The 23,967-nt window shown below is 64.0% G+C and carries 21 protein-coding genes; 8 read left to right on the top strand and 13 right to left on the bottom strand.

Translation table 11 applies throughout. The features are described from left to right. Positions 1-27 precede the first annotated feature (27 nt). From AC56LY_RS09095 to AC56LY_RS09060, 8 genes are all read right to left on the bottom strand, one after another. Positions 28-1,206 (bottom strand): acyl-CoA dehydrogenase, encoded by a 1,179-nt coding sequence (locus tag AC56LY_RS09095; RefSeq protein ID WP_183552715.1) that lies wholly within the window; start codon positions 1,204-1,206, stop codon positions 28-30. Positions 1,207-1,231: 25 nt separating this feature from the next. Continuing rightward, the gene (locus AC56LY_RS09090; RefSeq protein WP_499582000.1) at positions 1,232-2,872 is read right to left on the bottom strand and encodes an electron transfer flavoprotein-ubiquinone oxidoreductase; all 1,641 of its coding nucleotides are present in this window, start codon (positions 2,870-2,872) and stop codon (positions 1,232-1,234) included. A 32-nt stretch (positions 2,873-2,904) separates the two neighbouring features. Continuing rightward, complete coding sequence (locus tag AC56LY_RS09085) at positions 2,905-3,624, bottom strand: ABC transporter ATP-binding protein (RefSeq protein ID WP_258834312.1); 720 nt, start codon at positions 3,622-3,624, stop codon at positions 2,905-2,907. Further along, complete coding sequence (locus AC56LY_RS09080; RefSeq protein WP_258834311.1) at positions 3,617-4,336, bottom strand: ABC transporter ATP-binding protein; 720 nt, start codon at positions 4,334-4,336, stop codon at positions 3,617-3,619. Before AC56LY_RS09080 ends, AC56LY_RS09085 begins: the two co-directional genes overlap by 8 nt. Continuing rightward, positions 4,323-5,276: a branched-chain amino acid ABC transporter permease gene (locus AC56LY_RS09075; protein WP_499578505.1), complete on the bottom strand. Its 954-nt coding sequence runs from the start codon at positions 5,274-5,276 to the stop codon at positions 4,323-4,325. The genes AC56LY_RS09080 and AC56LY_RS09075 overlap by 14 nt, the downstream gene beginning before the upstream one ends. Further along, positions 5,273-6,145, bottom strand: a complete 873-nt coding sequence (locus AC56LY_RS09070) for a branched-chain amino acid ABC transporter permease (protein ID WP_183552711.1) — start codon at positions 6,143-6,145, stop codon at positions 5,273-5,275. The genes AC56LY_RS09075 and AC56LY_RS09070 overlap by 4 nt, the downstream gene beginning before the upstream one ends. A gap of 80 nt (positions 6,146-6,225) precedes the next feature. Then, complete coding sequence (locus tag AC56LY_RS09065) at positions 6,226-7,404, bottom strand: ABC transporter substrate-binding protein (protein WP_499578503.1); 1,179 nt, start codon at positions 7,402-7,404, stop codon at positions 6,226-6,228. Positions 7,405-7,512: 108 nt separating this feature from the next. Continuing rightward, positions 7,513-8,397, bottom strand: a complete 885-nt coding sequence (locus AC56LY_RS09060; RefSeq protein ID WP_499578501.1) for an IclR family transcriptional regulator — start codon at positions 8,395-8,397, stop codon at positions 7,513-7,515. A gap of 311 nt (positions 8,398-8,708) precedes the next feature. Here AC56LY_RS09060 and AC56LY_RS09055 point away from each other — a divergent pair, with 311 nt between their 5' ends. The 7 genes from AC56LY_RS09055 (at position 8,709) to AC56LY_RS09025 (ending at position 17,425) form a co-directional block, all read left to right on the top strand. Beyond that, positions 8,709-10,838, top strand: a complete 2,130-nt coding sequence (locus AC56LY_RS09055; RefSeq protein WP_499578500.1) for a 3-hydroxyacyl-CoA dehydrogenase NAD-binding domain-containing protein — start codon at positions 8,709-8,711, stop codon at positions 10,836-10,838. Between the two features lie 34 nt (positions 10,839-10,872). Beyond that, positions 10,873-12,054: an acetyl-CoA C-acyltransferase gene (locus tag AC56LY_RS09050; RefSeq protein WP_499578499.1), complete on the top strand. Its 1,182-nt coding sequence runs from the start codon at positions 10,873-10,875 to the stop codon at positions 12,052-12,054. 9 nt (positions 12,055-12,063) lie between these two features. Beyond that, the gene (locus AC56LY_RS09045) at positions 12,064-13,272 is read left to right on the top strand and encodes an acyl-CoA dehydrogenase family protein (protein WP_499578497.1); all 1,209 of its coding nucleotides are present in this window, start codon (positions 12,064-12,066) and stop codon (positions 13,270-13,272) included. An 11-nt stretch (positions 13,273-13,283) separates the two neighbouring features. Next, positions 13,284-14,438, top strand: coding sequence for an acyl-CoA dehydrogenase family protein (locus tag AC56LY_RS09040; RefSeq protein WP_499578496.1), 1,155 nt, complete (start codon positions 13,284-13,286; stop codon positions 14,436-14,438). Then, positions 14,435-15,256 (top strand): oxepin-CoA hydrolase, alternative type, encoded by an 822-nt coding sequence (locus AC56LY_RS09035; protein WP_499578494.1) that lies wholly within the window; start codon positions 14,435-14,437, stop codon positions 15,254-15,256. The genes AC56LY_RS09040 and AC56LY_RS09035 overlap by 4 nt, the downstream gene beginning before the upstream one ends. A 43-nt stretch (positions 15,257-15,299) precedes the next feature. Beyond that, positions 15,300-16,505, top strand: a complete 1,206-nt coding sequence (locus tag AC56LY_RS09030; RefSeq protein ID WP_499578492.1) for a CaiB/BaiF CoA transferase family protein — start codon at positions 15,300-15,302, stop codon at positions 16,503-16,505. A 68-nt stretch (positions 16,506-16,573) separates the two neighbouring features. Continuing rightward, complete coding sequence (locus tag AC56LY_RS09025; protein ID WP_499578490.1) at positions 16,574-17,425, top strand: IclR family transcriptional regulator; 852 nt, start codon at positions 16,574-16,576, stop codon at positions 17,423-17,425. 11 nt (positions 17,426-17,436) lie between these two features. On the opposite strand, the gene AC56LY_RS09020 is transcribed toward AC56LY_RS09025, so the two are convergent. The 5 genes from AC56LY_RS09020 to AC56LY_RS09000 form a co-directional block, all read right to left on the bottom strand. Further along, positions 17,437-17,916 carry a PaaI family thioesterase gene (locus tag AC56LY_RS09020; protein ID WP_499578488.1) on the bottom strand — a complete coding sequence of 160 codons (480 nt, stop codon included), beginning with the start codon at positions 17,914-17,916 and terminating at the stop codon, positions 17,437-17,439. Then, complete coding sequence (locus AC56LY_RS09015; RefSeq protein WP_499578486.1) at positions 17,916-19,010, bottom strand: porin; 1,095 nt, start codon at positions 19,008-19,010, stop codon at positions 17,916-17,918. Before AC56LY_RS09015 ends, AC56LY_RS09020 begins: the two co-directional genes overlap by 1 nt. 360 nt (positions 19,011-19,370) lie before the next feature. Then, entirely contained in the window at positions 19,371-19,790 is a 420-nt protein-coding gene (locus tag AC56LY_RS09010; RefSeq protein ID WP_183552687.1) for a hypothetical protein, read from the bottom strand. Positions 19,791-19,926: 136 nt separating this feature from the next. Next, on the bottom strand, positions 19,927-20,631 hold the full coding sequence (locus tag AC56LY_RS09005) for an MOSC domain-containing protein (RefSeq protein ID WP_499578485.1): 705 nt from the start codon (positions 20,629-20,631) through the stop codon (positions 19,927-19,929). Positions 20,632-20,641: 10 nt separating this feature from the next. Next, on the bottom strand, positions 20,642-22,105 hold the full coding sequence (locus AC56LY_RS09000) for a M28 family peptidase (protein ID WP_499578483.1): 1,464 nt from the start codon (positions 22,103-22,105) through the stop codon (positions 20,642-20,644). A 250-nt stretch (positions 22,106-22,355) separates the two neighbouring features. Between AC56LY_RS09000 and AC56LY_RS08995 the strand changes: the two genes are divergently transcribed. After that, complete coding sequence (locus tag AC56LY_RS08995; RefSeq protein ID WP_499578481.1) at positions 22,356-23,933, top strand: AAA family ATPase; 1,578 nt, start codon at positions 22,356-22,358, stop codon at positions 23,931-23,933. Positions 23,934-23,967: the final 34 nt, after the last annotated feature.

Here is a 23,967-nt window from a genome sequence, read left to right as displayed (position 1 = left end):
CCTATGTTGACGCAATGATCGTGACGGTCAGAACGCCGCAATGCCAGTCTGCGCGCGGCCCAGGATCAGCGCATGAATGTCATGCGTACCCTCATAGGTATTGACCACTTCCAGATTGACCATGTGGCGGATGATGCCAAACTCATCCGAAATGCCATTCCCACCCAGCATATCGCGCGCCACGCGGGCGATGTCGAGCGACTTGCCGCACGAATTGCGCTTCATGATCGACGTGATTTCGGGCGCCGCCGTGCCTTCGTCCTTCATGCGGCCCAGGCGCAGGCAGCCTTGCAGGCCGAGCGTGATTTCGGTCTGCATGTCGGCCAGCTTCTTTTGCACCAGCTGGTTCGCAGCCAGCGGCTTGCCGAACTGCTGGCGGTCCATCGTGTACTGGCGCGCCGTGTGCCAGCAATCTTCGGCCGCGCCCAGCGCGCCCCAGGCGATGCCGTAGCGGGCCGAGTTCAGGCAGGTGAACGGACCCTTCAGGCCGCGCACGTCCGGGAACGCGTTTTCTTCCGGGCAGAACACATTGTCCATGACGATTTCGCCGGTGACCGATGCGCGCAGGCCGAACTTGCCGTGGATTGCCGGGGCCGACAATCCCTTCCAGCCTTTTTCCAGCACGAAGCCGCGGATCGCGCCTTCGTCGTCCTTCGCCCACACGACGAACACGTCGGCCACAGGCGAATTGGTAATCCACATTTTCGCGCCAGAGAGGCTATAACCGCCCTCGACCTTGCGGGCGCGCGAAATCATCGAGCCAGGATCCGAGCCATGGTTCGGCTCGGTCAAGCCGAAGCAGCCGATCCATTCGCCAGTGGCCAGCTTCGGCAGGTATTTCTGTTTGGTCGCTTCGTTACCGAATTCAAAAATCGGCACCATGACGAGCGACGACTGCACGCTCATCATCGAACGGTAGCCCGAATCGACGCGCTCGACTTCACGCGCGATCAGGCCGTAGGCGACGTAGTTCAGCGCCGGGCCACCATATTGTTCGGGAATGGTCGGGCCGAGCAGGCCCAGTTCGCCCATCTCGCGGAAGATGGAAACATCCATCGACTCGTTACGGAACGCTTCGAGTACGCGCGGGCGCAGCTTGTCCTGGCAATAGGCAGCGCTGGCGTCGCGCACCATGCGCTCTTCGTCCGTCAGCTGGCCGTTGATCAGCAGCGGGTCATCCCAGTGGAAAGCAGCTTTGGTTGTCATGTTGGTCTCTTTTATAAAATGGTCGTTACATATTCGGATAGTTCGGGCCGCCGCCACCTTCGGGCGTCACCCAGACGATGTTCTGGGTCGGATCCTTGATGTCGCAGGTCTTGCAGTGCACGCAGTTCTGGGCATTGATCTGCAGGCGGTCGCCACCGTCTTCGCGCTTGACGTACTCGTAGACTCCCGCCGGACAGTAACGCTGTTCGGGCCCGGCGTACTTGGCCAGGTTGACGTCGACCGGCACGTTCGAATTTTTGAGCGTCAGGTGGATCGGCTCGTCTTCGCGGTGATTGGTGTTCGAGATGAACACCGACGACAGCTTGTCGAAGGTCAGCTTGCCATCCGGCTTCGGATAGACGATCGGCTTGAAGTGCGCCGCCGGCTTCAGGCATTCGTGGTCGGCATGCTTGTGGTGCAGCGTCCAGGGCGCCTTGCCACGGAACACAATCTGGTCGATGCCCGTCATGATGGTGCCGAGTACCAGGCCCTTGCTCATCCAAGGCTTGAAGTTACGCGCCACGTGCAGCTCTTCGTGCAGCCAGGAGCTCTCAAACGCAGCCGGGAAGCTGGTCAGCTCGTCGCTCGTGCGGCCTTCACCCAGCGCGGCAAACGCCGCCTCGGCCGCCAGCATGCCGGTCTTGATCGCGCCGTGGCTGCCCTTGATGCGGCTGGTGTTCAAAAAGCCCGCATCGCAGCCGATCAGCGCGCCGCCTGGGAACACGGTCTTGGGCAAGGATTGCAGGCCGCCAGCAGTGATCGAACGCGCGCCGTACGAAATGCGCTTGCCGCCTTCGAAGAAGCCGCGAATCGCCGGGTGCGTTTTGTAGCGCTGGAACTCTTCGTACGGCGACAGGTATGGATTCTGGTAAGACAGGCCGACGACATAGCCGACCGCGACCTGGTTGTTTTCCAGGTGGTACAGGAACGAGCCGCCGTAGGTATCGTTCGGCAGTGGCCAGCCGGCCGTGTGGATCACCAGGCCCGGCTGGTGCTTGGCCGGATCGATTTCCCACAACTCCTTGATGCCGATGCCGTAGGTCTGCGGATCCTTGCCTTTGTTCAGTTCGTACTTGGCCATCAGCTGCCGGCCCAGATTGCCGCGCGAGCCTTCGGCGAAGAACGTGTATTTGGAATGCAGCTCCATGCCGAGCTGGAATTCCGGGCCCGGCTCGCTGTCACCATCGGTAGTACGGCGCATGCCCATATTGCCGGTGGCGACGCCCTTGACCGAGCCGTCTTCGTTGTACAGGATTTCAGCAGCCGGAAAGCCCGGGAAGATTTCCACGCCCAGCGCTTCGGCTTGCTGGCCCAGCCAGCGCACCACGTTGGCCAGCGAAATCACGTAGTTGCCGTGATTGGCCAGTGCAGGCGGGATGGCGAATGCCGGCGTGGCATACGACTTGGTCTCGCTCAGGAACAGGACGCGGTCTTCGGTCACGGCGGTATTGAGTGGCGCGCCTTTTTCTTTCCAGTCGGGGATCAGCTCATTAATAGCGCGCGGATCCATCACGGCACCGGACAGGATGTGCGCACCCAGCTCGCCGCCTTTTTCCAGCACGCAGACCGTGACTTCTTGGCCTTTATCAAGCGCCAGCTGTTTCAGGCGGATCGCCGCCGACAGGCCGGCAGGCCCGCCGCCGACGATCACAACGTCGTATTCCATCGCCTCACGCGGGCCGTATTGTTCGATCAGATTCATGCCGTGGCCCCGGTCTCGCGTGCAAAATACAACCCGTGCAGATGCTCGAGACTCACTTCGCTCGCTGCCTGCGACAGTACGACTTTACCGCTCTGCATCAGGTAGACGTGGTCAGCCACGCCCACTGCGCGGTGCGTGTTCTGCTCGACCAGGATCATGGTGCGGCCATCGTCCTTGAGGCGTTTGAGGATCGCGAACAGCTCGTTGACCATCACCGGCGCGAGCCCCAGCGACGGCTCATCGATGATCAGGACCTTCGGATCGCTCATCAGGCCACGCGCCATGGCCAGCATCTGCGCCTCGCCACCCGAGAGCGAACCGGCCATCTGCCGGCGCCGCTCGCGCAGGCGCGGGAACATCTCGAACGAGCGCTCCAGATTGCGCGCGGCATGCGCGCGGTGCTGCGGTGCAAAGGCGCCCATCATCAGGTTTTCCTCGACGGTCATGTCGCGAAACACCATGCGGCCTTCGGGAATCATCGCCATCGAGACCTTGTGCATGTCCCAGGTCGGGGTGCCGTTGAGCGGCTTGCCGTCGAGCGTGATCGTGCCTTGCGACACGGGGATCAAGCCCATCATGGCGCGCAGCAGTGTGGTCTTGCCGGCGCCGTTCTGGCCGATGATCGTGGTCAGTTTGCCCGGTGCGATGCTGAGCGATAAATCCCACAGCACATTGATCGCGCCATAACCGGCGCGCACGTTCTGAATCTCAAGCATGGTCGACCTCGCCTCCGGTATAGCTCTTGATGACGGCCGGGTTGTTGAAGACCTCGGCCGGCGTGCCTTCGGCAATCATGCCGCCGAAGTTCAGCACCGCCACCCGCTGGCACAGATTGCTGATGGTGTCGATGTCGTGCTCGATGATCAGGATGCCGACCGAGAACTTGGCATGCAGGTCCTTGAGCATGTTCATGAAGTTGCGCTTGCCGCTCGTTTCCAGACCGGCCAGCACTTCGTCGAGCAGCAGCAGTTTCGGATTGGTCGAGAGCGCCTTGGCCACTTCGAGCGCCTTCAGCTCGGTCAGCGCCAGGCCGCTCGATGCATCACGCCCGGCCTTGGCGGCCAGATTGGTGAAGTCCAGGATCTCGTCGATGCGGCGCTTGTCGACCGAGCCGGTGCCAAAGCGCTGCGCCACTTCCAGGTTCTGGCGCACGGTCAGCTCGTGCATCGGCTGCGGGATCTGGAAGGTACGCCCGATGCCCATGCGCGCACGCTGGTACATCGGCGCCTTGAGCACATCCGCGCCATTGAACAGGATGCGGCCCGTGGTCGGGCGCACCAGCCCCGAAATCGCATTGAACAGCGTGGTCTTGCCAGCGCCGTTGGCACCGACCAGGCCCACCAGGTCCCCCGTGCCGACCGCCAGCGTGACATCGTTGACCGCCGTGAGGCCGCCGAAGCGGACGGTGACGTTTTCAAGTTGCAGCATGTTTTTTCCTTAGCGCCCTGCGGATCATGCCCAGCAGGCCATCCGGGCTGGCAATGATCATCACGACCAGCACTACGCCGAGAACCAACTGGTGTCCGGTGGGCATGAAGTTCTTGATGAATAACTGGTCGACCAGATACACGACGACGGCGCCGATCAGGGGACCCGTAATGGTGCGGTAGCCGCCGAAGATCGCCGCGACGATCGGGATCGTCACCCACACCGCACTGAAGGCGTAATCCGGTTCGAGGAAGTTGATGTAGTGGGCATTGAAGGCGCCCACGGCGCCGCACATAAAGGCCGACACCAGCAGCATCAGGCCCTTGAGCAGCGTGTTGTTCACGCCCACCACGCGCGTTGCATCCTCGCTGTCGTGCATGGCGCGCAGCGCCAGGCCGTGCGGGCTGCGGCGGATGACGTCATAGGCCCAGGCAAACAGCAATACCATCGTCAGGATCACGAGGTAATTGCCGGTGTGGGTGCCGAAATTGTAGTCGAACACGGTCGGCAGGGCCGGGATCCTGGCAATGCCGCCAGCGCCGTTCGTGACCGAGGTCCATTCAGTGGCCACGATGCGGAAGATGTGCGCATATGCCAGGATTGCCAGCGCAAAGTAGGGACCGCGCAGGCGCAGCACGGGCAGCATCAGGACCGCCGACAGCACCGCACCGACGCCGCCAAGCACGAGGCCAATGAAGACCGGCACGTTGTACTGCATCGTCAGCACGGCCGACGTGTAGGCGCCCACGCCAAAGAACGCCGCATGGCCGAAGCTGACCATGCCGCCAAGGTTGCCCAGCAGCGCCCACGACAGCGCGACGCCGCCGATGATCAGCGAGGCGATGACCAGACTCATCACATAGCTGTTGCCGCCCAGCGCGAATGGCACCACGAGGTACGTCGCCACCAGCGTGGCGATCAGGAGTTTATTGAGTTTCATCCGCGCCTCCGTGCCACACCAAACAGACCATTGGGCATCACGAACAGCACCACCAGGAACAGGCCCATGCCGGCCAGCTCCTGCAGCGCCGAACTGGCCAGCGTGATCGTCAGCGATTCGGCCACGCCCAGCAGGATTGCGCCGATCAGCACGCCGGGAATCGAGCCGAGGCCCGCCAGCACGGTGATGATGAAGGCTTTCACGGTCAGTACGCTGCCATAGCCCGGGGTCACGACGCCGTAACTGAATAGGGCAACACCGGCGAAGGCGGCCAGGATGCCGGCCACGATGAACGACACCAGCTCCGTGCGGCCAGGGTTGATCCCCATCAGCTTGGCAGCGTCGCGGTTGCTCGATACGGCGCGCACGGCGCGGCCATACCAGCTGCGCGACAACCACCACCACAGCGCCACGATCAGGACGAGGCTCACGCCGAAGAACAGCACTTCGCTGCGCATGCTGTAGAGCTCGCCGACGATGAAGGCTTCCTGCATCCAGGTCGAGCTCGTGGTGCGCACGTCGGCGCTCCAGATCATCAGGACCAGGTTGGTGAGGATCACGCCGACGCCGAAGGTCAGCGTCAGCGAATTGATTTCGCGGTGCACCGTCACCCGGCTGACCAGGAAATACAGCAGGCTCGAGGTGATGGTCACGATGATCACGGCGGCTGGAATCGCGGCCAGCGGATTCCAGCCGAGTTGCGATTCGACCGTGTAGGCGATGTACGCCGCCAGCAATACCAGTTCACCGTGCGCCAGGTTGATCACGTTCATGGCGCCGAACACGAGCGCCAGTCCCAGTGCAATCAGGGCGTAGGAGCCGCCCTGCAACAACCCGGAATACACGGCTTGTAGAATCAAGTCCGTCATTTCTGCATCCAATCGAATATTCACGCGGGCAGGGGGATCCTGCCCGTCTCGCTCATGCGCTCACTCATGCGCTCACAGCGTTACCAGGGCAGGCCCGGGTACACCGGCTTGGCGGTGGCCGATTCTTTCGGCCATACCAGTTCGACCTTCTTGCCCTGGTGCTGGCCCATGCGCTGCGTGAAGTTCGGGTTGTCGCCCCTGGCATCGAACTGCACCCGGCCGATCAGGGTCTGGCGATCGGTCTTGCGCATTTCCTCGATCACGCCGCCTTTTTTCAGCGTGCCTTTGTCGGCCGAGCGTGCGATCGCTTCGAACAGCAGCATCGACTGGACGTAGCCGAACTGGCCCAGGTAATCCGGGTCCTTGTTCAGCAGCGCCTTGTAGCCATCGGCAAAGCGCTTGCCTTCTTCGGTCGAGAACTGCACCGGGAATGGCAGCACGGCGGTGCCGTACACGTTCGGCATCAGGTCCGGGAAATCGGCGGCCATCTTCGGCGTTGCCAGCGACCACACGCCGGCCACGCCCTTGATGCTCGGCTTGAGGACCCGCGCGGCGCGCAGGATGCCGACGTAGTCGTTTTCGTAACCGACCATGACGATGAATTCGGAGCGGTCGCGCAGTTTCACCTTGTTGATGATCGGCTTGAAGTCGGTGATCAACGGGTCGAACGCGTGCGTGACGACCTTCACACCCTTGGCTTTCAGGGTTTTCTCGACGTCCGCGGCCAGGCCGTGGGTCGCATCCTTGGTCGAATAGATGATCGACACCGACTTGACGCTCAGGTCGGTGAGCAGGCCGACCAGGGCCTTCTGGTAACCCTGCGTGTTATTGATGCGGAAGAAGTTCTTGCGACCGGCATTGACCAGGCCATCGTCAACGCCGCCCGACGTCACATAGGCCAGGCCCAGTTTGCCGGCGGCATCCGAGGCAGGGGAGATATTGTTGGAGGCGTAGCCGCCCGTGATGGCGACCACGTTCTGGCTGGCCAGCTTTTCTACTGCCGCCACTGCTTTGGCCGGCGCCGATTCGTCGTCGACGGTGATCAGTTTGATCGTGTGCTTGCCGTTGGTCTTGTTGAAGACCTCGGCCGCGACGCGGATGCCTTCCTGGGTGCCCAGGCCGACGCGCGCCAGCGGTCCGGTCAGCGGAATCTGCACGCCGACCAGAAATTCTTCGGCACTTGCCAGGTTGATGCTGCCGACGGTGCCGACGGTGCCCAGTGCCAGGATGGCGAGGACGATCTTGTTTGCCTTCATCATGTCTCCGTTATTTTTTAGTGAATACAGGAATAGTAAAAAACGACGGCAAGCCGGGGGCCTCACCGCATGGGGCGGCGTCGCTCCTTGATTGCCGGTACCACGGCACCGCTAGCCGATATGCCGGCCCATGCTGATTTCGACGTTGCGCACCAGTTGCACCAGGCGCGGACCGAGGTCCTCGACCAGTTTTTCGTAGGGCAGCAAAAAGGCCGGGCCGCCGCAGTTGAATGCCATCGTTCGGGCGATGTCCTGGTCGAGCAGCGGCACGCCCACTGCGCTGATGTTGGCGTCCCACAGGCCGGACGACAGGACAAAACCGCGGTCCTGGTAATCCTTGAAGCCCTGTTCGATGTCGGTCTTGATCTTGGGCCAGTTGGTGTCGGCCGTCAGGCGGATATGGTCCATCAAAAAATCGCGGTCGGTTTGCGGCAGGCCGCACAGATACGCCTTGCCCATGGCGGTGGTGGCCAGCGGAATGCGCGAACCGGCGTCGCGCCGCAGCGTGACCGCAGCGCTGCCGCGGCAGGCCTCGACATACACCATGTGCAGGCGGTCGCGGATGCCGATGGCCACGCTGCACTGGGCGTATTCGGCCAGTTCCTGCATGGCCGGCCGGGCCAGTTTGCGCACGTCGAGGTTGGCGAGCAGGGTGTAGCCGAGCGCCAGCACCGGGGCGCCGAGCTGGTAACGGCCCTGGTCGGATGAATACGTGAGGTAGCCGAGTTTGGTCAGCGTGTAGGTCAGGCGTGAAATCGTCGGCTTGGGCATGCCGGTGCGCTTGGCCATCTCGCTATTGGTGAGATATGCCTCGCCGGGGCGGAAGCAGCGCAGGATTTCCAGGCCGCGTGCCAGCGCCGTGACGAACTGGCGGTCCTTGCCGTTGTCGTCATCGGGCGTGTCGTCCTGGGGCGCTTGCGGCAATTCTTGCGGCAGCTCTTGCGAGATGGCCGTTGCCGCCAGCAAAGGGTCTTCCAGTGACTGGATCGAGTCCATTCTTGTCTCCTATGCCCGGCATCTCCGGCTGGGCTTGAGTCGGATATTCACATACCGAAAACGAGGGTGTCAACAGTTTTTGTGAAATGGTCGTTCGCAGAGCGAAACACCCTATCGCGGTAATTACGCGTTTCGCGCCCATTTCGCATAGCGAATCACCGGATCTTCCGGTTTTTCCCGCAAAAGCGGCACCGTGAAGTCGTTTACATTTTCGCGAAAAATCGGTTATCGTTGATCGCAACAAGAAATGCAAAACACGGTTTCGCACAGCGAACCGATGTAGCATCCGACATAAATCAAGGAGACAGCTCATGCACACCGGCGCAACTGGCCCGGTCGCTCGTGCCATGCACGGCGACATTCTCGTCGTCACCATCGACAATCCTCCCGTCAATGCACTTGGCGTCGACGTCCGACGCGGCCTGACCACGGCGATCGATGCAGCCGGGGCCGACGCTGCGGTCAAGGCCGTGCTGATCGTCGGCAGCGGCAAGACCTTCATCGGCGGCGCGGATATCCGCGAATTTGGCAAGCCACCCATGGCGCCGTTCCTGCCCGACGTCTGCAACGATATCGAAGCCTGCAGCAAACTGGTCATCGCCGTCATCCACGGCGCGGCGCTCGGCGGCGGACTCGAGATCGCGCTGGCGGCGCACTATCGCCTGGCGCTGCCGGCAGCGAAACTGGGTTTGCCCGAAGTGGCGCTTGGCCTGCTGCCGGGCGCCGGCGGCACCCAGCGCACGCCGCGCCTGATCGGCGCCGCCGCAGCGCTCGACCTGATGCTGAGCGGCCGCCACGCTGGTGCCGCCGAAGCAGCAAAACTGGGCCTGGTTGACCGGCTGGTAGATGGCACCGACCCGCTCGCAGCAGGCCTGGCGTATGCACAAGAGCTGGTGCAGGGCGGGGCGCCGGTCCGGCGCACCCGTGACGCCGCGCAGCTTGCCGATACAGCAGCCCAGCGCGCCGCGATCGACAGCGCACGCGCCGAGACGGCCAAAAAATCGCGCGGCCTGTTCTCACCCCTGAAAATCGTCGATGCGGTGCAGGGCGCGCTCGAGCTGCCATTCGACGAAGGCCAGGCGCTCGAGCGCAAGCTGTTCCTCGAATGCCTCGACAGCCCGCAGCGCGCCGGGCTGGTGCATGCCTTCTTCGCCGAGCGCGAAACGGCCCGGGCGCCGGAGACGCGCAATGCCAAACCACGCCCGATCAGTAGCATCGGTGTCGTCGGCGGCGGCACGATGGGTGCCGGCATCGCTGTTGCCGTCCTCGATGCCGGCTTGCCGGTCACAATGATCGAGCGCGACGACGAGGCGCTGGCGCGCGGTCGCAAGCATGTCGAGAAGGTATATGACGGCCTGATCTCCAAGGGCCGCATCACGCCGGACGCGAAAGACGCCACCATGGCGCGCTTCAATGGCAGTACGTCGTACGACGCGCTGGCCCAGGCCGATCTGGTGATCGAAGCCGTGTTCGAAGACATGGCCGTGAAACACGCCGTGTTTGCCGAACTCGATCGCGTCTGCAAACCCGGCGCGGTGCTGGCCACCAATACGTCCTACCTCGACATTGACGAAATTGCAGCCGCTATTTCGCGACCGCAGGACGTCGTCGGCCTGCACTTCTTCTCGCCGGCGAACATCATGAAGCTGCTCGAGATCGTCGTGCCGGCCAAGGTGGCCGACGACGTGGTCGCCACCGCCTTCGACCTGGCGAAAAAGCTGCGCAAGGTGCCGGTGCGCGCCGGCGTGTGCGACGGTTTCATCGGCAACCGCATCCTCGCTGTGTATGGCCAGGCCGCGCACGCAATGATGGAAGACGGCGCGTCGCCTTACCAGATCGACAAGGCGCTGCGCGACTTCGGTTACCCGATGGGCCCGTTCCAGGTGTCCGACCTGGCCGGTGGCGACATCGGCTGGGCCACCCGCAAGCGGCGCGCCGCCACGCGTGACCCGCGGGCGCGCTACGTGCAGATTGCCGACCGCCTGTGCGAACGGGGCTGGTTCGGCCAGAAAACGGGGCGTGGCTACTACCTGTATCCGGACGGCGCCCGCGTCGGCACGCCGGACCCGGAAGTCGAGGCCATCATCGATGCCGAACGGGCCCGCGCGGGTGCGCTGTCAGGTAAAGCGCCGCGCAGCTTCAGCGACGCCGAGATCGTACGCCGTTACCTGGCCGCGATGATCAACGAGGGCGCCAACGTCGTGCACCAGAAGATCGCCCTGCGGCCACTCGATGTGGACGTGACGTTCGTGCACGGCTACGGCTTCCCGCGCTACCGCGGCGGCCCGATGCACTATGCCGACACGGTCGGCCTGCCGACGATCCTGGCCGACATCCGCGAGTTTGCCAAGGAAGATCCGCTGTTCTGGCAACCGTCGCCGCTGCTGGTCGAACTGGTCGACAAGGGCGCCAGTTTCGCCAGCCTGAATCAATCCGCGTAGACCCTATCGTTCTCAATTTGTCAGGAGACTCGCCATGCGCGAAGCTGTCATCGTTTCAACCGCCCGCACCCCGCTGACCAAGGCGCACCGCGGCGAATTCAATATCACCCCCGGCGCCCAGCTGGCGGCGTTTGCCGTGCGCGCCGCCGTTGAGCGCGCCGGCATCGATCCGGCCATGATCGAGGATGCGATTCTCGGCTGCGGCTACCCGGAAGGCGCCACCGGCCGCAACGTCGCGCGCCAGAGCGTGATCCGCGCCGGCCTGCCGATCACGATCGCTGGCACGACTGTGAACCGCTTCTGCGCCTCGGGCCTGCAGGCGATCGCCATCGGCGCCGGTCGCATCATCGTCGATGGCGCACCGGCCATCATCGCCGGCGGCGTGGAGAGCATCTCGCACATCCGCAGCCGCGACAGCGGCGACTCGGGCATCGACCCGTGGATACTGGAACACAAGCCGGACCTGTATCTGCCGATGATCGACACCGCCGACATCGTCGCCGCGCGCTACAACATCAGCCGCGAAGCGCAGGACCGCTTCTCGTTCGAGTCCCAGCGCAAGACAGAGGCGGCGCAGCTGGCTGGCCGCTACAACGAGGAAATCGTGGCCTGCACCACGACCATGGCCGTCACCGACAAGGAGACGAAGGAAGTCAGCCACCGTGAAGTCACGATCGCCGAAGACACCTGCAACCGGCGCGGCACGACCTATGAAGGCCTGGCCAAGCTGGCGCCGGTCATGGGCGACGGCAAATTCGTCACTGCCGGAAATGCGTCGCAGCTGTCCGATGGTGCGTCGGCCTGCGTGATGATGGAAGCAAAAGAAGCCGAGCGCCTTGGCTTGACCCCGCTGGGCGCGTTCCGTGGGATGGCGGTGGCCGGCTGCGAGCCGGATGAAATGGGCATCGGCCCCGTGTTCGCGGTGCCGAAACTGCTCAAGCGCTTCGGCCTGACAGTGGACGACATCGACCTGTGGGAACTGAATGAAGCGTTTGCCTCGCAGGCGATCTACTGCCAGCAGCAACTCGGCATCCCCGACGAGCGCCTGAACGTCGACGGTGGCGCGATTTCGATCGGCCACCCGTTCGGCATGACGGGTGCGCGCCTGGCCGGCCACATTCTGATTGAAGGCCGGCGCCGCGGCGCGAAGTATGCCGTGGTCACGATGTGTATCGCCGGCGGCATGGGTGCTGCGGGCCTGTTCGAGATTTTCTAAAGGATCATCATGGATTTACATTTCACCCCTGAGCAAGAGCGCTTTCGCGACGAGGTACGGGCATTTTTGGCCGAGAAGCTGCCGCAGGACCTCTCAAGCAAAGTCGCCAATGGCAAGCACCTGTCGAAGGCCGACATGGAGCGCTGGCACGCGATCCTGAATGAGCGCGGCTGGCTGGCCAATCACTGGCCGGAAGCATACGGCGGCCCGGGCTGGGACGCCATTGAAAAATTCATCTTCGAGACCGAGTGCGCGCTGGCCAATACGCCGCGCATCGTGCCGTTCGGCGTGAACATGCTGGGTCCGGTCCTGATCAAGTACGGCAACCAGGCGCAGAAGGACTACTGGCTGCCGCGCATCCTGGATGGCTCGGACTGGTGGTGCCAGGGGTATTCGGAGCCGGGCGCGGGCTCGGACCTTGCGGCGGTCAAGTGCAGCGCCGTGCGCGGTGTGGACGCCGAGGGCGAGCATTACATCGTCAATGGCCAGAAGACCTGGACCACACTTGGCCAGCACGCCAACATGATTTTCTGCCTGGTGCGCACCGATTCCGGGGCCAAGAAGCAGGAGGGCATCAGCTTCCTGCTGATCGACATGCATTCACCGGGCGTGGACGTGCGCCCGATCACGCTGCTCGATGGCGAGCGCGAAGTGAACGAAGTGTTCTTCACCGACGTGCGGGTGCCGGTGCAGAACCTGGTTGGCGAAGAACATCGCGGCTGGACCTGCGCCAAATATCTGCTGACGTATGAGCGCACGAACATCGCCGGTGTCGGCTTCTCGATGGCGGCGCTGGCGCGCCTGAAGCGCATCGCGCAGGAGCAGACGCGCGGCGGCAAGCCGCTGGCGGACGATCCGGGCTTTGCGCGCCGCCTGGCGCTTGTCGAGATCGACCTGGAAAACATGAAGACCACCAATCTGCGCGTGATCGCGGCGGTGGCCGGTGGCGGCGTGCCGGGCGCGGAGAGCTCGATGCTCAAGATCCGCGGCACCGAGATCCGCCAGGAGATCAATGCGCTGACGCGGCGCGCGATGGGCGTGTATGCGCGCCCGTTCACGCAGGACATGCTCGATGCGGCCAATGATGGCCCGGGCTTCGGGCCAGACTTTGCGGCCGCCGCGTCGGCGCAATACTTCAACAACCGCAAGCTGTCGATCTTCGGCGGCTCCAACGAGATCCAGAAAAACATCATCTCCAAGATGATCCTCGGACTGTAAGGGCAAGCGACATGAACTTCGAACATACAGAAGAACGGCGCATGCTGGCCGATAGCCTGAACCGCTTCATCGCCCAGCAATATCACATCGAAGCGCGGCACAAGATCGCCGCCTCGCCAGAAGGCTTTTCCAGCGCCATGTGGCAGCAGTTCGCCGAACTGGGTGTGGTGGGCATGCTGCTGCGTGAAGAAGACGGCGGCTTTGGTGGGGCCGGTTTTGACATCGCGGTCGTGTTCGAGGCGCTGGGCCGTGGCCTGGTGCTCGAGCCGCTGCTGGGCAGTGCCGTACTGGCGGCCGAAGCCATTGCGGCAGCCGGTAGCGACGCGCAGAAAGAGGTGTTGGCCAGTATCGCCGATGCATCCGTGATCGCTGCGTTTGCCCATGACGAACCGGACGCACATTATGAACTGGCGCGGGTTGGGACGAGCGCGCGCCGCGACGACGATGGCTGGGTGATCGACGGCGCCAAGGCCGTGGTGGCCAATGCCGAACACGCGCAGTGGATCGTCGTGTCGGCGCGCACGTCGGGCGCGGTCGATGACGAAGCGGGTATCTCGCTGTTCATGGTTCCTGCCGATGCGGCCGGCGTGTCAATGGTGGGCTCGCCGACGATGGACGGCGGCCGCGTGGCCGAGCTGACCTTCAGCGGCGTGCGGGTCGGTGCCTACGCACTGCTCGGTGAGCCGGGTCACGGTTTTGCAGCGATCGAACGCGCTGTCGGGCGCGGCGTGCTGGCCCTGTGCGCGGAAGCGCTGGGCGCCATGGAAGCGGCCAAGGAAGCAACGCTGGACTACCTGCGCACGCGCAAGCAGTTTGGCGTCGTGATCGGCAGCTTCCAGGCGCTGCAGCATCGCATGGCCGACCTGCTGCTCGAGATCGAGCAGGCGCGCTCGGCGGTGATCAATGCCGCCTCCGCCCTGGACGCCGACCGCATCACGCGTGAGCGCAGCCTGTCCGCCGCCAAGGCCAGCATCGGCCGGATCGGCACGCTGGTGGCGGAAGAATGCATCCAGCTACACGGCGGCATCGGCATGACCTGGGAGCTGCCGCTGGCGCACTACGCGAAGCGACTGGTGATGATCGACCATGAGCTGGGTGACGAAGACCACCATTTGGCGCGCTATATCGCCCTGGGGCGCGAGACCAGTGAGGCCACCCCGGCATGAACGTCCCGGGCCTCATGATGCGCACCGACGGTGCGGTCCGCATTCTCGTCAACAGCAATCCGGCGGCGAAGAATGCGATCACCCCGGCGCTGTACGACGCGCTGCCGGCCGCGCTCGAACAGGCGGCGCAGGATCCGGCCATCGGTGCCATCGTGCTGGTCGGCGATGGCGACTTTTTCTGCGCCGGTGGCGACCTGCGCCAGCTGGCCACGCGCCGCGCACTGGCGCCGGACGAGCGACGCAAAAAGGTCGAACGCCTGCACGACCTGGTGCGCGCGCTGCGCACCTGCCCCAAGCCGGTGATTGCCGCGGTCGAGGGCGGGGCGGCCGGCGCCGGCCTGTCGCTGGCGCTGGCGTGCGATATGGTGGTCGCGGCCGACGATGCCTTCTTTTCGATGGCATATGTCAAGGTCGGCCTGAGTCCGGATGGCGGCGCGACAGCGTTTCTGGCGCGCTGCATGTCGCGCCAGATGCTGACCGAGCTATGCCTGCTGGGCGAGCGCGTGCCGGCCGCGCGCCTGCATGCGCTGGGCGCGGTCAACCGCCTGGCCGCGCCGGGGCAGGCGCTGGCAGAGGCGCTGGCGCTGGCTGAGCGCGTGGCCGCCGGGCCATTCAATGCCAACCGGCGCATCAAGGTGCTGTGCGAGAATGCCGGGGCCGCAAGCCTGGACGAGCAGCTCGACCTGGAAGCCGCGCTGATGGTGCAGTCGCAGGGCGACGACGAAGCGCAGGAAGGCATTGCGGCCTTCTTTGAGAAACGCGCGCCCGCTTTCGCGGAACTGCGGGGCGCTGCAGCCGCGGGTCGGCGAGAAGAATGATGTTTGCCGGCTCCCTGTAAAGAAGCCGGGTATCTGGAGTGTTATGACTGACAAATCTGCTTTGCCTCTTTCCGGCGTGCGCGTGCTGGACTTCTCGCGTGTGCTGGCCGGGCCGTGGTGCGCGATGGTGCTGGGCGACCTGGGCGCCGAAGTGATCAAGGTGGAGCATCCCGAGCGCGGCGACGACACGCGCGACTGGGGCATGCGCATCGGCGCCACCGAAACCGCGTACTTCAATAGCGTCAATCGCAACAAGCGTTCGGTGTGTCTCGACCTGAAAACACCCGATGGCCAAAAGATCGCGCGGGATCTGATCCGCAAGAGCGACATCGTGATCCAGAACTTCAAGTTCGGCGACATCGAGCGGCTCGGCCTGGGTTACGACGCGCTGAAGGATGAGCAGCCGGGCCTGATCTACTGCTCGATCACCGGTTACGACCGCACCGGCCCGGAAGCCGCGCGGCCCGGCTACGACCTGGTGATCCAGGGCGAATCGGGCCTGATGGCGCTCAACGGCGAACCGACCCAGCCGCCGCTGAAATTTGGCGTGGCCGCGGTCGACATGATGACCGGGATGTATGCGGCGCAGGGCGTGCTGGCGGCGCTGTACGAGCGCGAGAAGACGGGCAAGGGCCGCCATATCGGCATGGCGTTGTTCGACTGCGGGCTGATGATCACCGCCTATTACGGCCTGGAAGCGCTGCTGCGCGGGAACGATCCGCCACGTTACGGCAATGCGCATCCATCAATCATGCCCTATGGCGTGTATGAGGCAAAGGATGGTCCACTGGTCGTTGCAGTGGGCAATAACAGCCAGTTCATACGCTTTTGCAATGAGGTGATCGAGCGGCCCGACATTGCGCTGGATGAGCGTTTCAAGACCAACCTGGCGCGCACGCAGCACCGTGACGAGCTGATGCCCGAGATCAAACGCGAGCTGGCGCTGCGCACGCGCAGCGATCTGCTCGCGTGCATGAGCCGGGTCGGTATCCCGTGTGGCGAGGTTGCCGGTCTGCATGAGGCATTGACGTCGACCCGTGCGCAGCAGGGCGGTCTGGTGAAGGAGATGCCGCATCCCGTTGTGGGCAGTGTTCCGGTGTTGGCCTCACCCTATCGCTTCGATGGCGAACGCCTGCCGGTTCGCAGTAGCCCGCCGTGCCTGGGCGAGGGGACGGACGACGTGCTGCAGGAGTTACTTGGCTTGTCGGCAGACACGCTGGCCGGCTTGCGCGAGCGCGGTGTCGTTTAACAACGTCAATACGTATCGTTAATGCTTGCCGGTTTTGCGTGGCGAAATGAACTGGATTAGAATGGAATTTGACCACCACTCTTATCCAGGGCCTTCCCATGCCAGTGAGCGACACCCTTCCTGATGATGTCCAGGCGCCTGATGCGAGCGATACGGCCGACGCGCCGCGCGGCGCCGAAGAACGCTACTTCATCACGGCGCTGGCGCGCGGCCTCGAGGTCCTCGCATGCTTTCGCTCAGCCGACAAAGGACTGAGCAACCAGCAGATCGCTGAGCGCTGCGGCTTGCCCAAGTCGACCGTCACCCGCATCACCTACACACTGACCACGCTCGGCTACCTGGCGCAGGAGCCGGGCGGGCGTTACACGCTCAGCAGCGCCACGCTGGGCCTGGGCAGTGCCATGCTGGCCCGGCTCGACATCCGGCAACTGGCGCGCCCGATGATGCAGGAGCTGGCCGAATTCTCCGGCACCACCGTGTCGATCGCGATGCGTGACCGGATGTCAATGATCTATGTAGAGGTGTGCCGTAGCAGCGCGGCGCTGGCGCTGGCGCTGCAGGTTGGCTCGCGCATGCCGCTGGCGACGTCGGCGATCGGCCGCGCCTACCTGGCCCGGGCCGCCGAGAACGAACGAAGGGATATCCTGAGCCGGTCGCTGGAGCTGGACGAAACGGCGTTCGAGGCCATGCGCACGGGTCTGGCCAAGGGCTTGAGCGACTACGAGACGTATGGCTGCACGACCTCGTTCGGGGACTGGCAGAAGGACGTCAACGGGATCGCAGTCGGCTTCATGCCGATCGGTGGCAACCAGATCATGTCGATCAATTGCGGCGGCCCCTCGTCGAGCGTGTCGACCGCCTTCCTGCTTGATGAAGTGCGCCCGCGCCTGATCGAGGTCGCCCGGCGCCTTGAGTCGTAATCAGGCGGCGCTCAATACCCGGCCGTCAGCTGGTCGGGCTTCAACGCGTTCATCACCGCAAACACACCGCTGGCGCGCAGGATGCGGCGCGCGCCGACCTGCAGGAAGCAGTTGGCAAACGCCATCCGCTTGCCCAATTTCTGCACCTCGACATGCGCTTCGACCCAGTCGCCGGGCCGGGCCGCGTCGATGAAATCGGTGCTCAGGTTGACGGTCACGAATGACTGGCGTCCTTCGCAATACATCGTCAAGCCCAAACCGAGCGAGGAATCGGCCAGACTGGCCAGCATCCCGCCATGGGCGATGCCGCGCATATTCGTGTGCTTGTCCTCGATGCGCATCGCGAACACGATCTCGCCTTCGCGCTCGGCCTCAACCTTGCGGCAATACAGCTCGCCCAGATTGGCCATATACGGCCCGCCGCGGTTGAGGCGTTCAAAGCCGGGTGGGGCGGAAGGTGGTACGGAATGCGCGTCGTCGTGTGTCGTCATCAGAACATGTGCATGATGCCCATCGTGAACCGGTTGGCCGAGTCGCTGCCGACCGCCACGAAGTTCTGGGCCAGGTTGATCTGGTCAGTCTGGACGATGCTGTCGGTCGCCGCGTGGCCCACCGAGACATAGCCCGTCGTGCGCTTGCTCATCAGGTAGCGGCCGATCAGGATGAATTGCTGCGCATCGTCCTTCAGGTCGCCCGAGCGCTTGACCTGGTAAGCCGCGGCCGTGACCAGGAACGCCGGCGCCACCGGCACATCCGCACCAACGCCGAGCACGGCGATCTTGCGGCCAGTGCTGCGCAATTCGTTCCACGAGTAGGTCGACTTGAGCGTCACCGCCGGGAACGCGTACTTGACGCCATACGCGTGCGACGTGAGCAGATCGGTATCGGTGATGTTCTTCATGCGCGCATAGGCGCCGGCCACGGCCAGCTTGCCGGTGTTGTACAGCAGCGCGCCGCCCTGGTACGAACTCTTCTGCGCATTGCCCGCCTGCTCGCCGAATGCGCGCATCAAGGCGAAACTCAAGCCTTTGAAGACCGGCGACGTGTACTTGACCGAGTTGTTCTGGCGCAGGGCCGTGCCGCCATTGTTGGCGCCATACGGCGCATACACGGCGGCGTTGTTCATCGCCGAGAACAGCACGTTCGGGCTGCTGGAGGCAAAGCCCAGGCCCAGCGGATCGGCCATGCCGACCGACATGATGCCGACGATATTCTGGCGGCCGATGTCGATGGCGCCGTAGTTGGTGACGATGCCGACCGTGGCTTCGCGGTCGAACAGGCTGGTGCTGGAAGGGGTGCCAAACGGGACGCCGGCGCCGCCGGTATCATTGAGCAGCGTGCCTTCCAGCCCGAAGCGTGCCTTCATGCCGCCGCCCAGGTCTTCCTGGCCCTTGATGCCCCAGCGCGATACCTGCATCTGGCCGGTATCGACCTTGGTCTGGTCGCCTTGCGGGCCGTCGTTGGTCAGGCGGGTCAGGCCGGCATCGATGATGCCGTACAGGGTAATGGCCGATTGCGCCGAGGCGCTCGGTGCAGCTGACACGCAGGCGCATAGCGCCGCCATTGCGATGATGTGTTTCTTCACTCGGTCTGTCTCCATTATTGTGATGGTGCCGGGTCGTCGCCGGCCACAACGATGGCCGATGTCCGATCCATGAAGCGGGTTTCTCTTTGCGGAACCAGATCTTCAATAATGAAACTGTAGGTTTTTCAGTTTGACAGTGTCAACAGGTATTCGCGCTTGGGCCAAGAGTTCACTCACTCAGGCGAGAATCGTGTCGAAACCGGTACACGAGATTTTGAGAGGCGAACCAACCAGTTTGCCTGGCGAAATGCGATGCGCTCGTTGCGCTGCAGGATGCTCAATGTGAACAAGCCGCGACACCGGTTGCCCGGGTCGCGGCTTGCGCATTACAGAACTGCCGGTCGAACTAATTCGTGCGAATTACTTCGAAGCGTCCTGCATTTTTTCGCCAGCGCGCTCGACGCTACGGCCAGCCGCAGCGGTGGCGTTGCTGGTGGCTTCTTTAGCGGCAGCAGCAGCTTCGCGGCTTTCCTGACGCACTTCTGCGCCAGCAGCGTCGATACGTGCACCGGCACGGTCGGTCGCCGCGTCGATACGCTGACCAGCAGCGTCCATATTGGCTTCAGCCTTGTCAGCAGCAACTTCCATCTTATCGCCAGCGCGTTCAGCAGCAGCATCGACCGAAGCGGCGGCTTCTTTCGATTCTTCGGCAACCTTCGCACCTGCGTTGTCGACGGCAGCGCCGGCTTCTTGTGCAGGGCCCATATTGTCGTTCTTGTTGCAACCGGCCAGCATCGCGACGCTCAGCATCAGGGCGGAAATGGTAATCGTGGTTTTCATGGGGTGCTCCTTAAAATTAAATGTTGTCATTCAGCTTACACCAGCTGCCAATTTTTTGACTCACGCCCCGACCGCAATCGTGCGCGACAGAAGCATTAAAACATTTCCAAAACACATCGGCTGTGCGCTGGATAACTTAACAACAATTGAGTTCTGTGTCCGGCCCAGATGCCTGACCCCGGCGCGTGTCGAACAGGCCGCCGCCATCCCATCGCGCCAGCGGCGACGCGGTGCGGGCCGCGAGCGCTTTGCCGGCATAGGCCGGCCCAAGTGACGCCAAAAAGCGCGGGAATGCGCGGCAATAGGTCGACTGGATCCCGGCCAGGCGCGCCAGCAATGCGTACTCGATCACGGTGTCAGGCGGCATCGCGTCGATCACCTGCGCGACGCGTTCGTGCCAGTCGTCCGACCACGCCGGCAGCAATGGCCCCAGGTCGCGCACGGTGTCACCGGTACGGATGGCGCCGCCTCGCACGACGCGCGCCAGCACGCCGCGTCGGGCGCCGATACGGGCGGCGACGTGCGCGCCATGCAGGTCGAGCCGGCCGCACGCTTCGCACGCGAACATCAGGCGCACTTGGACTTCGTCGCCGACCTGCAGCACGGTGCCGGAGGGCAGGGCATCGATGGGGGTGTCGAACAGCAGGTTTTCGCGCAGCGTGTGGGGAGCGAGATCGAGTTCGGCATAGGTTGCGTCGCTCGCCAGCAGCAGCTGGCGGGGCGATGCCGGATCGCGGTGGCGGTCGCCATCGATCCCCGCATCGGCCACGAGCATGAGCCGCTCGACCGCCTGCGGTGCAGCGCTGCCGGGCGGACGGAGCGCCAGGCTGGCCAGGATCATCGGGCTACCATTACTTCGACGATTGCAGTGCGGCTGCCGCGGCGCGGTACTTGGCGGCGTTGGGCACGTCCGTCCACGCCGGCTTGACCGGATTGTTGGCGATGTCCTGCAGCGCCACGGCGATCATGCGGTTCACGCTGGCCAGGTTGTCGTAGTCGACCTTGTCCCAGGTGTCGTCCTTGCCGTGGTAATCCGGGAAGCCGAACGCCACGCACAGCGTGTGGGCCGGCACGCCGGCATCGGCCAGCGCCTGGTTGTCGCTGCGCGCAAAATAACGGTCGCTGTTGGTCGGGTGCTTCCAGAAGCGGATGCCGGTCTGCTCGCCGGCGCGTTGCAGCGTCGTGCCGACGGTCGAATAGTCAAAGCCGGTCATGGTGGCCGAACGCAGTTGCGGGCCTTCGCTGTCGTCGGTGCGGCCAAGCTGCTCGAGGTTCAGGTTCATCACGGTGTCCTTCAGCGGGAACACGGGATGCTTCGCGTAGTAGCGCGAGCCGAGCAGACCCAGTTCTTCGCCGAACAGTGCGACGAACACGATGCTGCGGCGCGGCCGCTCCTTTTGCGCTGCCATGCTCGCGGCGATCTCGATCACCGACACGGTGCCGCTGCCATCGTCGTTGGCGCCGTTGAAGATCTCGCCGTCGCGGATACCCAGGTGGTCATAGTGCGCGCTGAGCATCACATAGGTGCTTTTCAGGGCCGGGTCCGAGCCGCGCAGCACGCCGATCACGTTACGCAGTTTGGTCGGCGCGATCCCGGGTGCGACGATCTTCGCGGCGACGGTGGCGCCGCCCTGTTCGAGCGCGGTCGCGGCATCGGCTGCATGCACCAGCACGACCGGTGCGCCACCTTTCGCCACTGCCACGCTCGGGTCGATCAGCCAGCCGCCCTGCGTGCGCGCCTGGCGCCGTTCGCGGTCGATCAGCACGATCAGCGCCGGCTTGCTTTTCAGTTTGGCTTGCAGCGCGGCGCCTGCGCCTGGGATCGCAGCGGCTGGGATGACCAGCACCTTGCCGTTGGCCTTGTCCGGATCGTCCAGCGCCGCCTGCCAGGTCATGAAGACGGCAGGCGTGCGCGCCAGCGTGACCGGATCGACGAAGTTGGCCGACGCACCCGTGCCGTCGAGGGTCATGGTCTTGCCGCCAGCCGTCACCGTCAACGCGATGTCCTGCGGGCTGCGCTTGGCGTATTGCCAGTTCGCGGTCTGGAAGTAGCCGTCGTCGCCCGCCGCCTCGAGCCCCGCGCGGCGGAACTGCGCCGCGATGTATTCGGCTGCCAGGTCAACACCGCGTGACGGCGTGCCGCGCCCTTCGAGCAGGTCGGACGACAGGAACGACAGGTGGCCGCGCAGCGAGTCGGCCGAAATGCTGGAGGTCAGCGCATCGCGCCCTGAAGTCAGCGGCCCCTGGGCCGAGGTGGCGCACCCGGTCAGGGCGAGGGCGATGGAAATGGACAGCGCGGAGGCAAGGTGACGCATGCGAGGACTTCCGTGGATTGATGAGGATGGCAATATGACATGGTGGGGCGAAGCGGGTCAACCGGGATATGCACGCCGAATCAACTTGCGCGCACCCGCAATTGGGAGCAATGCGGGCGCAATGCGGGCGCGATGGCGCATTGATCCCGGCGCGGCAAGAAGGTAGCATGGCGACGGTACACGCAGCACGGTGCACGCAGCACCGAGCACACTGCGCCGCCTGTCATCGTGACCTACCGGAGAATGTGCTTTGGCTTTCGACTTCTTTCAGAAAATATCGCGCGCGCCGACCAATCCGCATGCCAAGCCCACCACGCGCGAGTTCGACGTGGCCGACCTGTACCGCGGCCCGGTCGATGCGGGCGAGGCCTCGCCAGGCGCGGCGCCCGGTCTGGATGAAAAGCTGCGCCAGGCGTACTTCTGGATCGTCAACAAGGCGATCATCAGCCCGCACTACGACATCGAATACAACGACGGGCCGGCGCAGACGTTCACGGTCGGCGACAGCAAGCGCGTATTGACGCTGCCGTCGGGGCAAAGCTATTCCAGTTACGTGCTGCTGCCGCTGCTGACCTTTGCCACGCGCCGCAAGTGCCTGTTCGTGGGCGGCCCGGGGCGCGGCAAGACGGCCAGCGCAATCCTGATGGGCGTGCTGGCCGGGGTGCCGGTGCGTGATGTGCGGCGCGCGATGCAGCATGGCCACCCGCAGATGACGATTGCCGACCTGCTCGGCAACCCGCTGCCATCCGATATGGTCAACGCGCAGAGCATGGAGGCGATCCGCATTTCATGGCGCGCCTGGCTGTCGATGCGGGTCAAGATCATCGACGAATACAACCGCATTCCGACCCGCACCCAGAGCGCGCTGCTGACCGTCATGGGCGACAACTACGCCGAGGTGCTCGACCAGGTATTCGAGTGCCCGGAGTCGAGCTGGTTCCTGACTGCCAACGACGACCAGGGTGGCGGCACCTACCAGGTGATCGAGGCGCTGCGCGACCGCATCGACGTGATCGTCCAGGCCCTCGCGTTCAATCCCCGCTTCCTGGACGACCTTCTGGTGCGCATCGAAGAAGACGTGCGCCCCGAAGAACTGATGCCACCCGAACTGATTTTTTCCGAGCTTGACGTCGACACGATGGGCCGGGAAGTGCGCGCGATCGCGGTGCCCGAGGATGTGCGGTGGCGCCTCGAATTCTTTGCCAGCCAGTTCGAGCTGCTCGATGCGGCCGGTGGCCAGTTCGAGTACATGACCAAGGACACGGCGCGCCTGTCGGGCGTCGACTGGCGCGACATCACGGCAGCCGACACGGGGCGCGACCGCATGAAGGATCTGGGCTGCCAGACCCGCAACGGCGTCTCGGTGCGCAATCTCATGACGCTGCTGGTGTATGCCAAGGCGCTGGCGTATTTCCGGGGCAATCCGGCGGTCGAGCTGGAAGACCTGCGTCAGGTCTTGCCGTTCGTCCTGCGCGACAAGCTGCATCCCGACCTGGATGCGCCGTTCTTTGCGGTGCCAGAACATGCGCCTTATCGCACCGATCGTGTCAGCTGGCTGCGGCATCTGTTCGACCTCTCCAACGCCGAGTTCCTGCGCCTGAATCTGGAACACGACGATCCGGTCGGCGAGATGGCGGCGCTGTTCGCCCAGGGCCTCGATGGCGTGTCCGAGCGCGAGACCCGTGCGCGCCTGGTCAGGATCGAAAAGCTGATCGCCAGTCTGACCAAGGGCAAGAAGCTGTATGGTCACCTGTACGACGACCTGCTCAAGCTGAAGTACCTGCACCAGCGCTACACCAATTATCTGGCGTGGCTGCGCGCGCAGTAAGATGTTCAAGCCCGCCTGATGTTAAAACTTACCT

The organism is Telluria sp. ZT3P25, from assembly GCF_059685895.1.
Note: the sequence above shows the minus strand (reverse complement) of the source record. Positions and strands in the feature narration are given on the sequence as shown.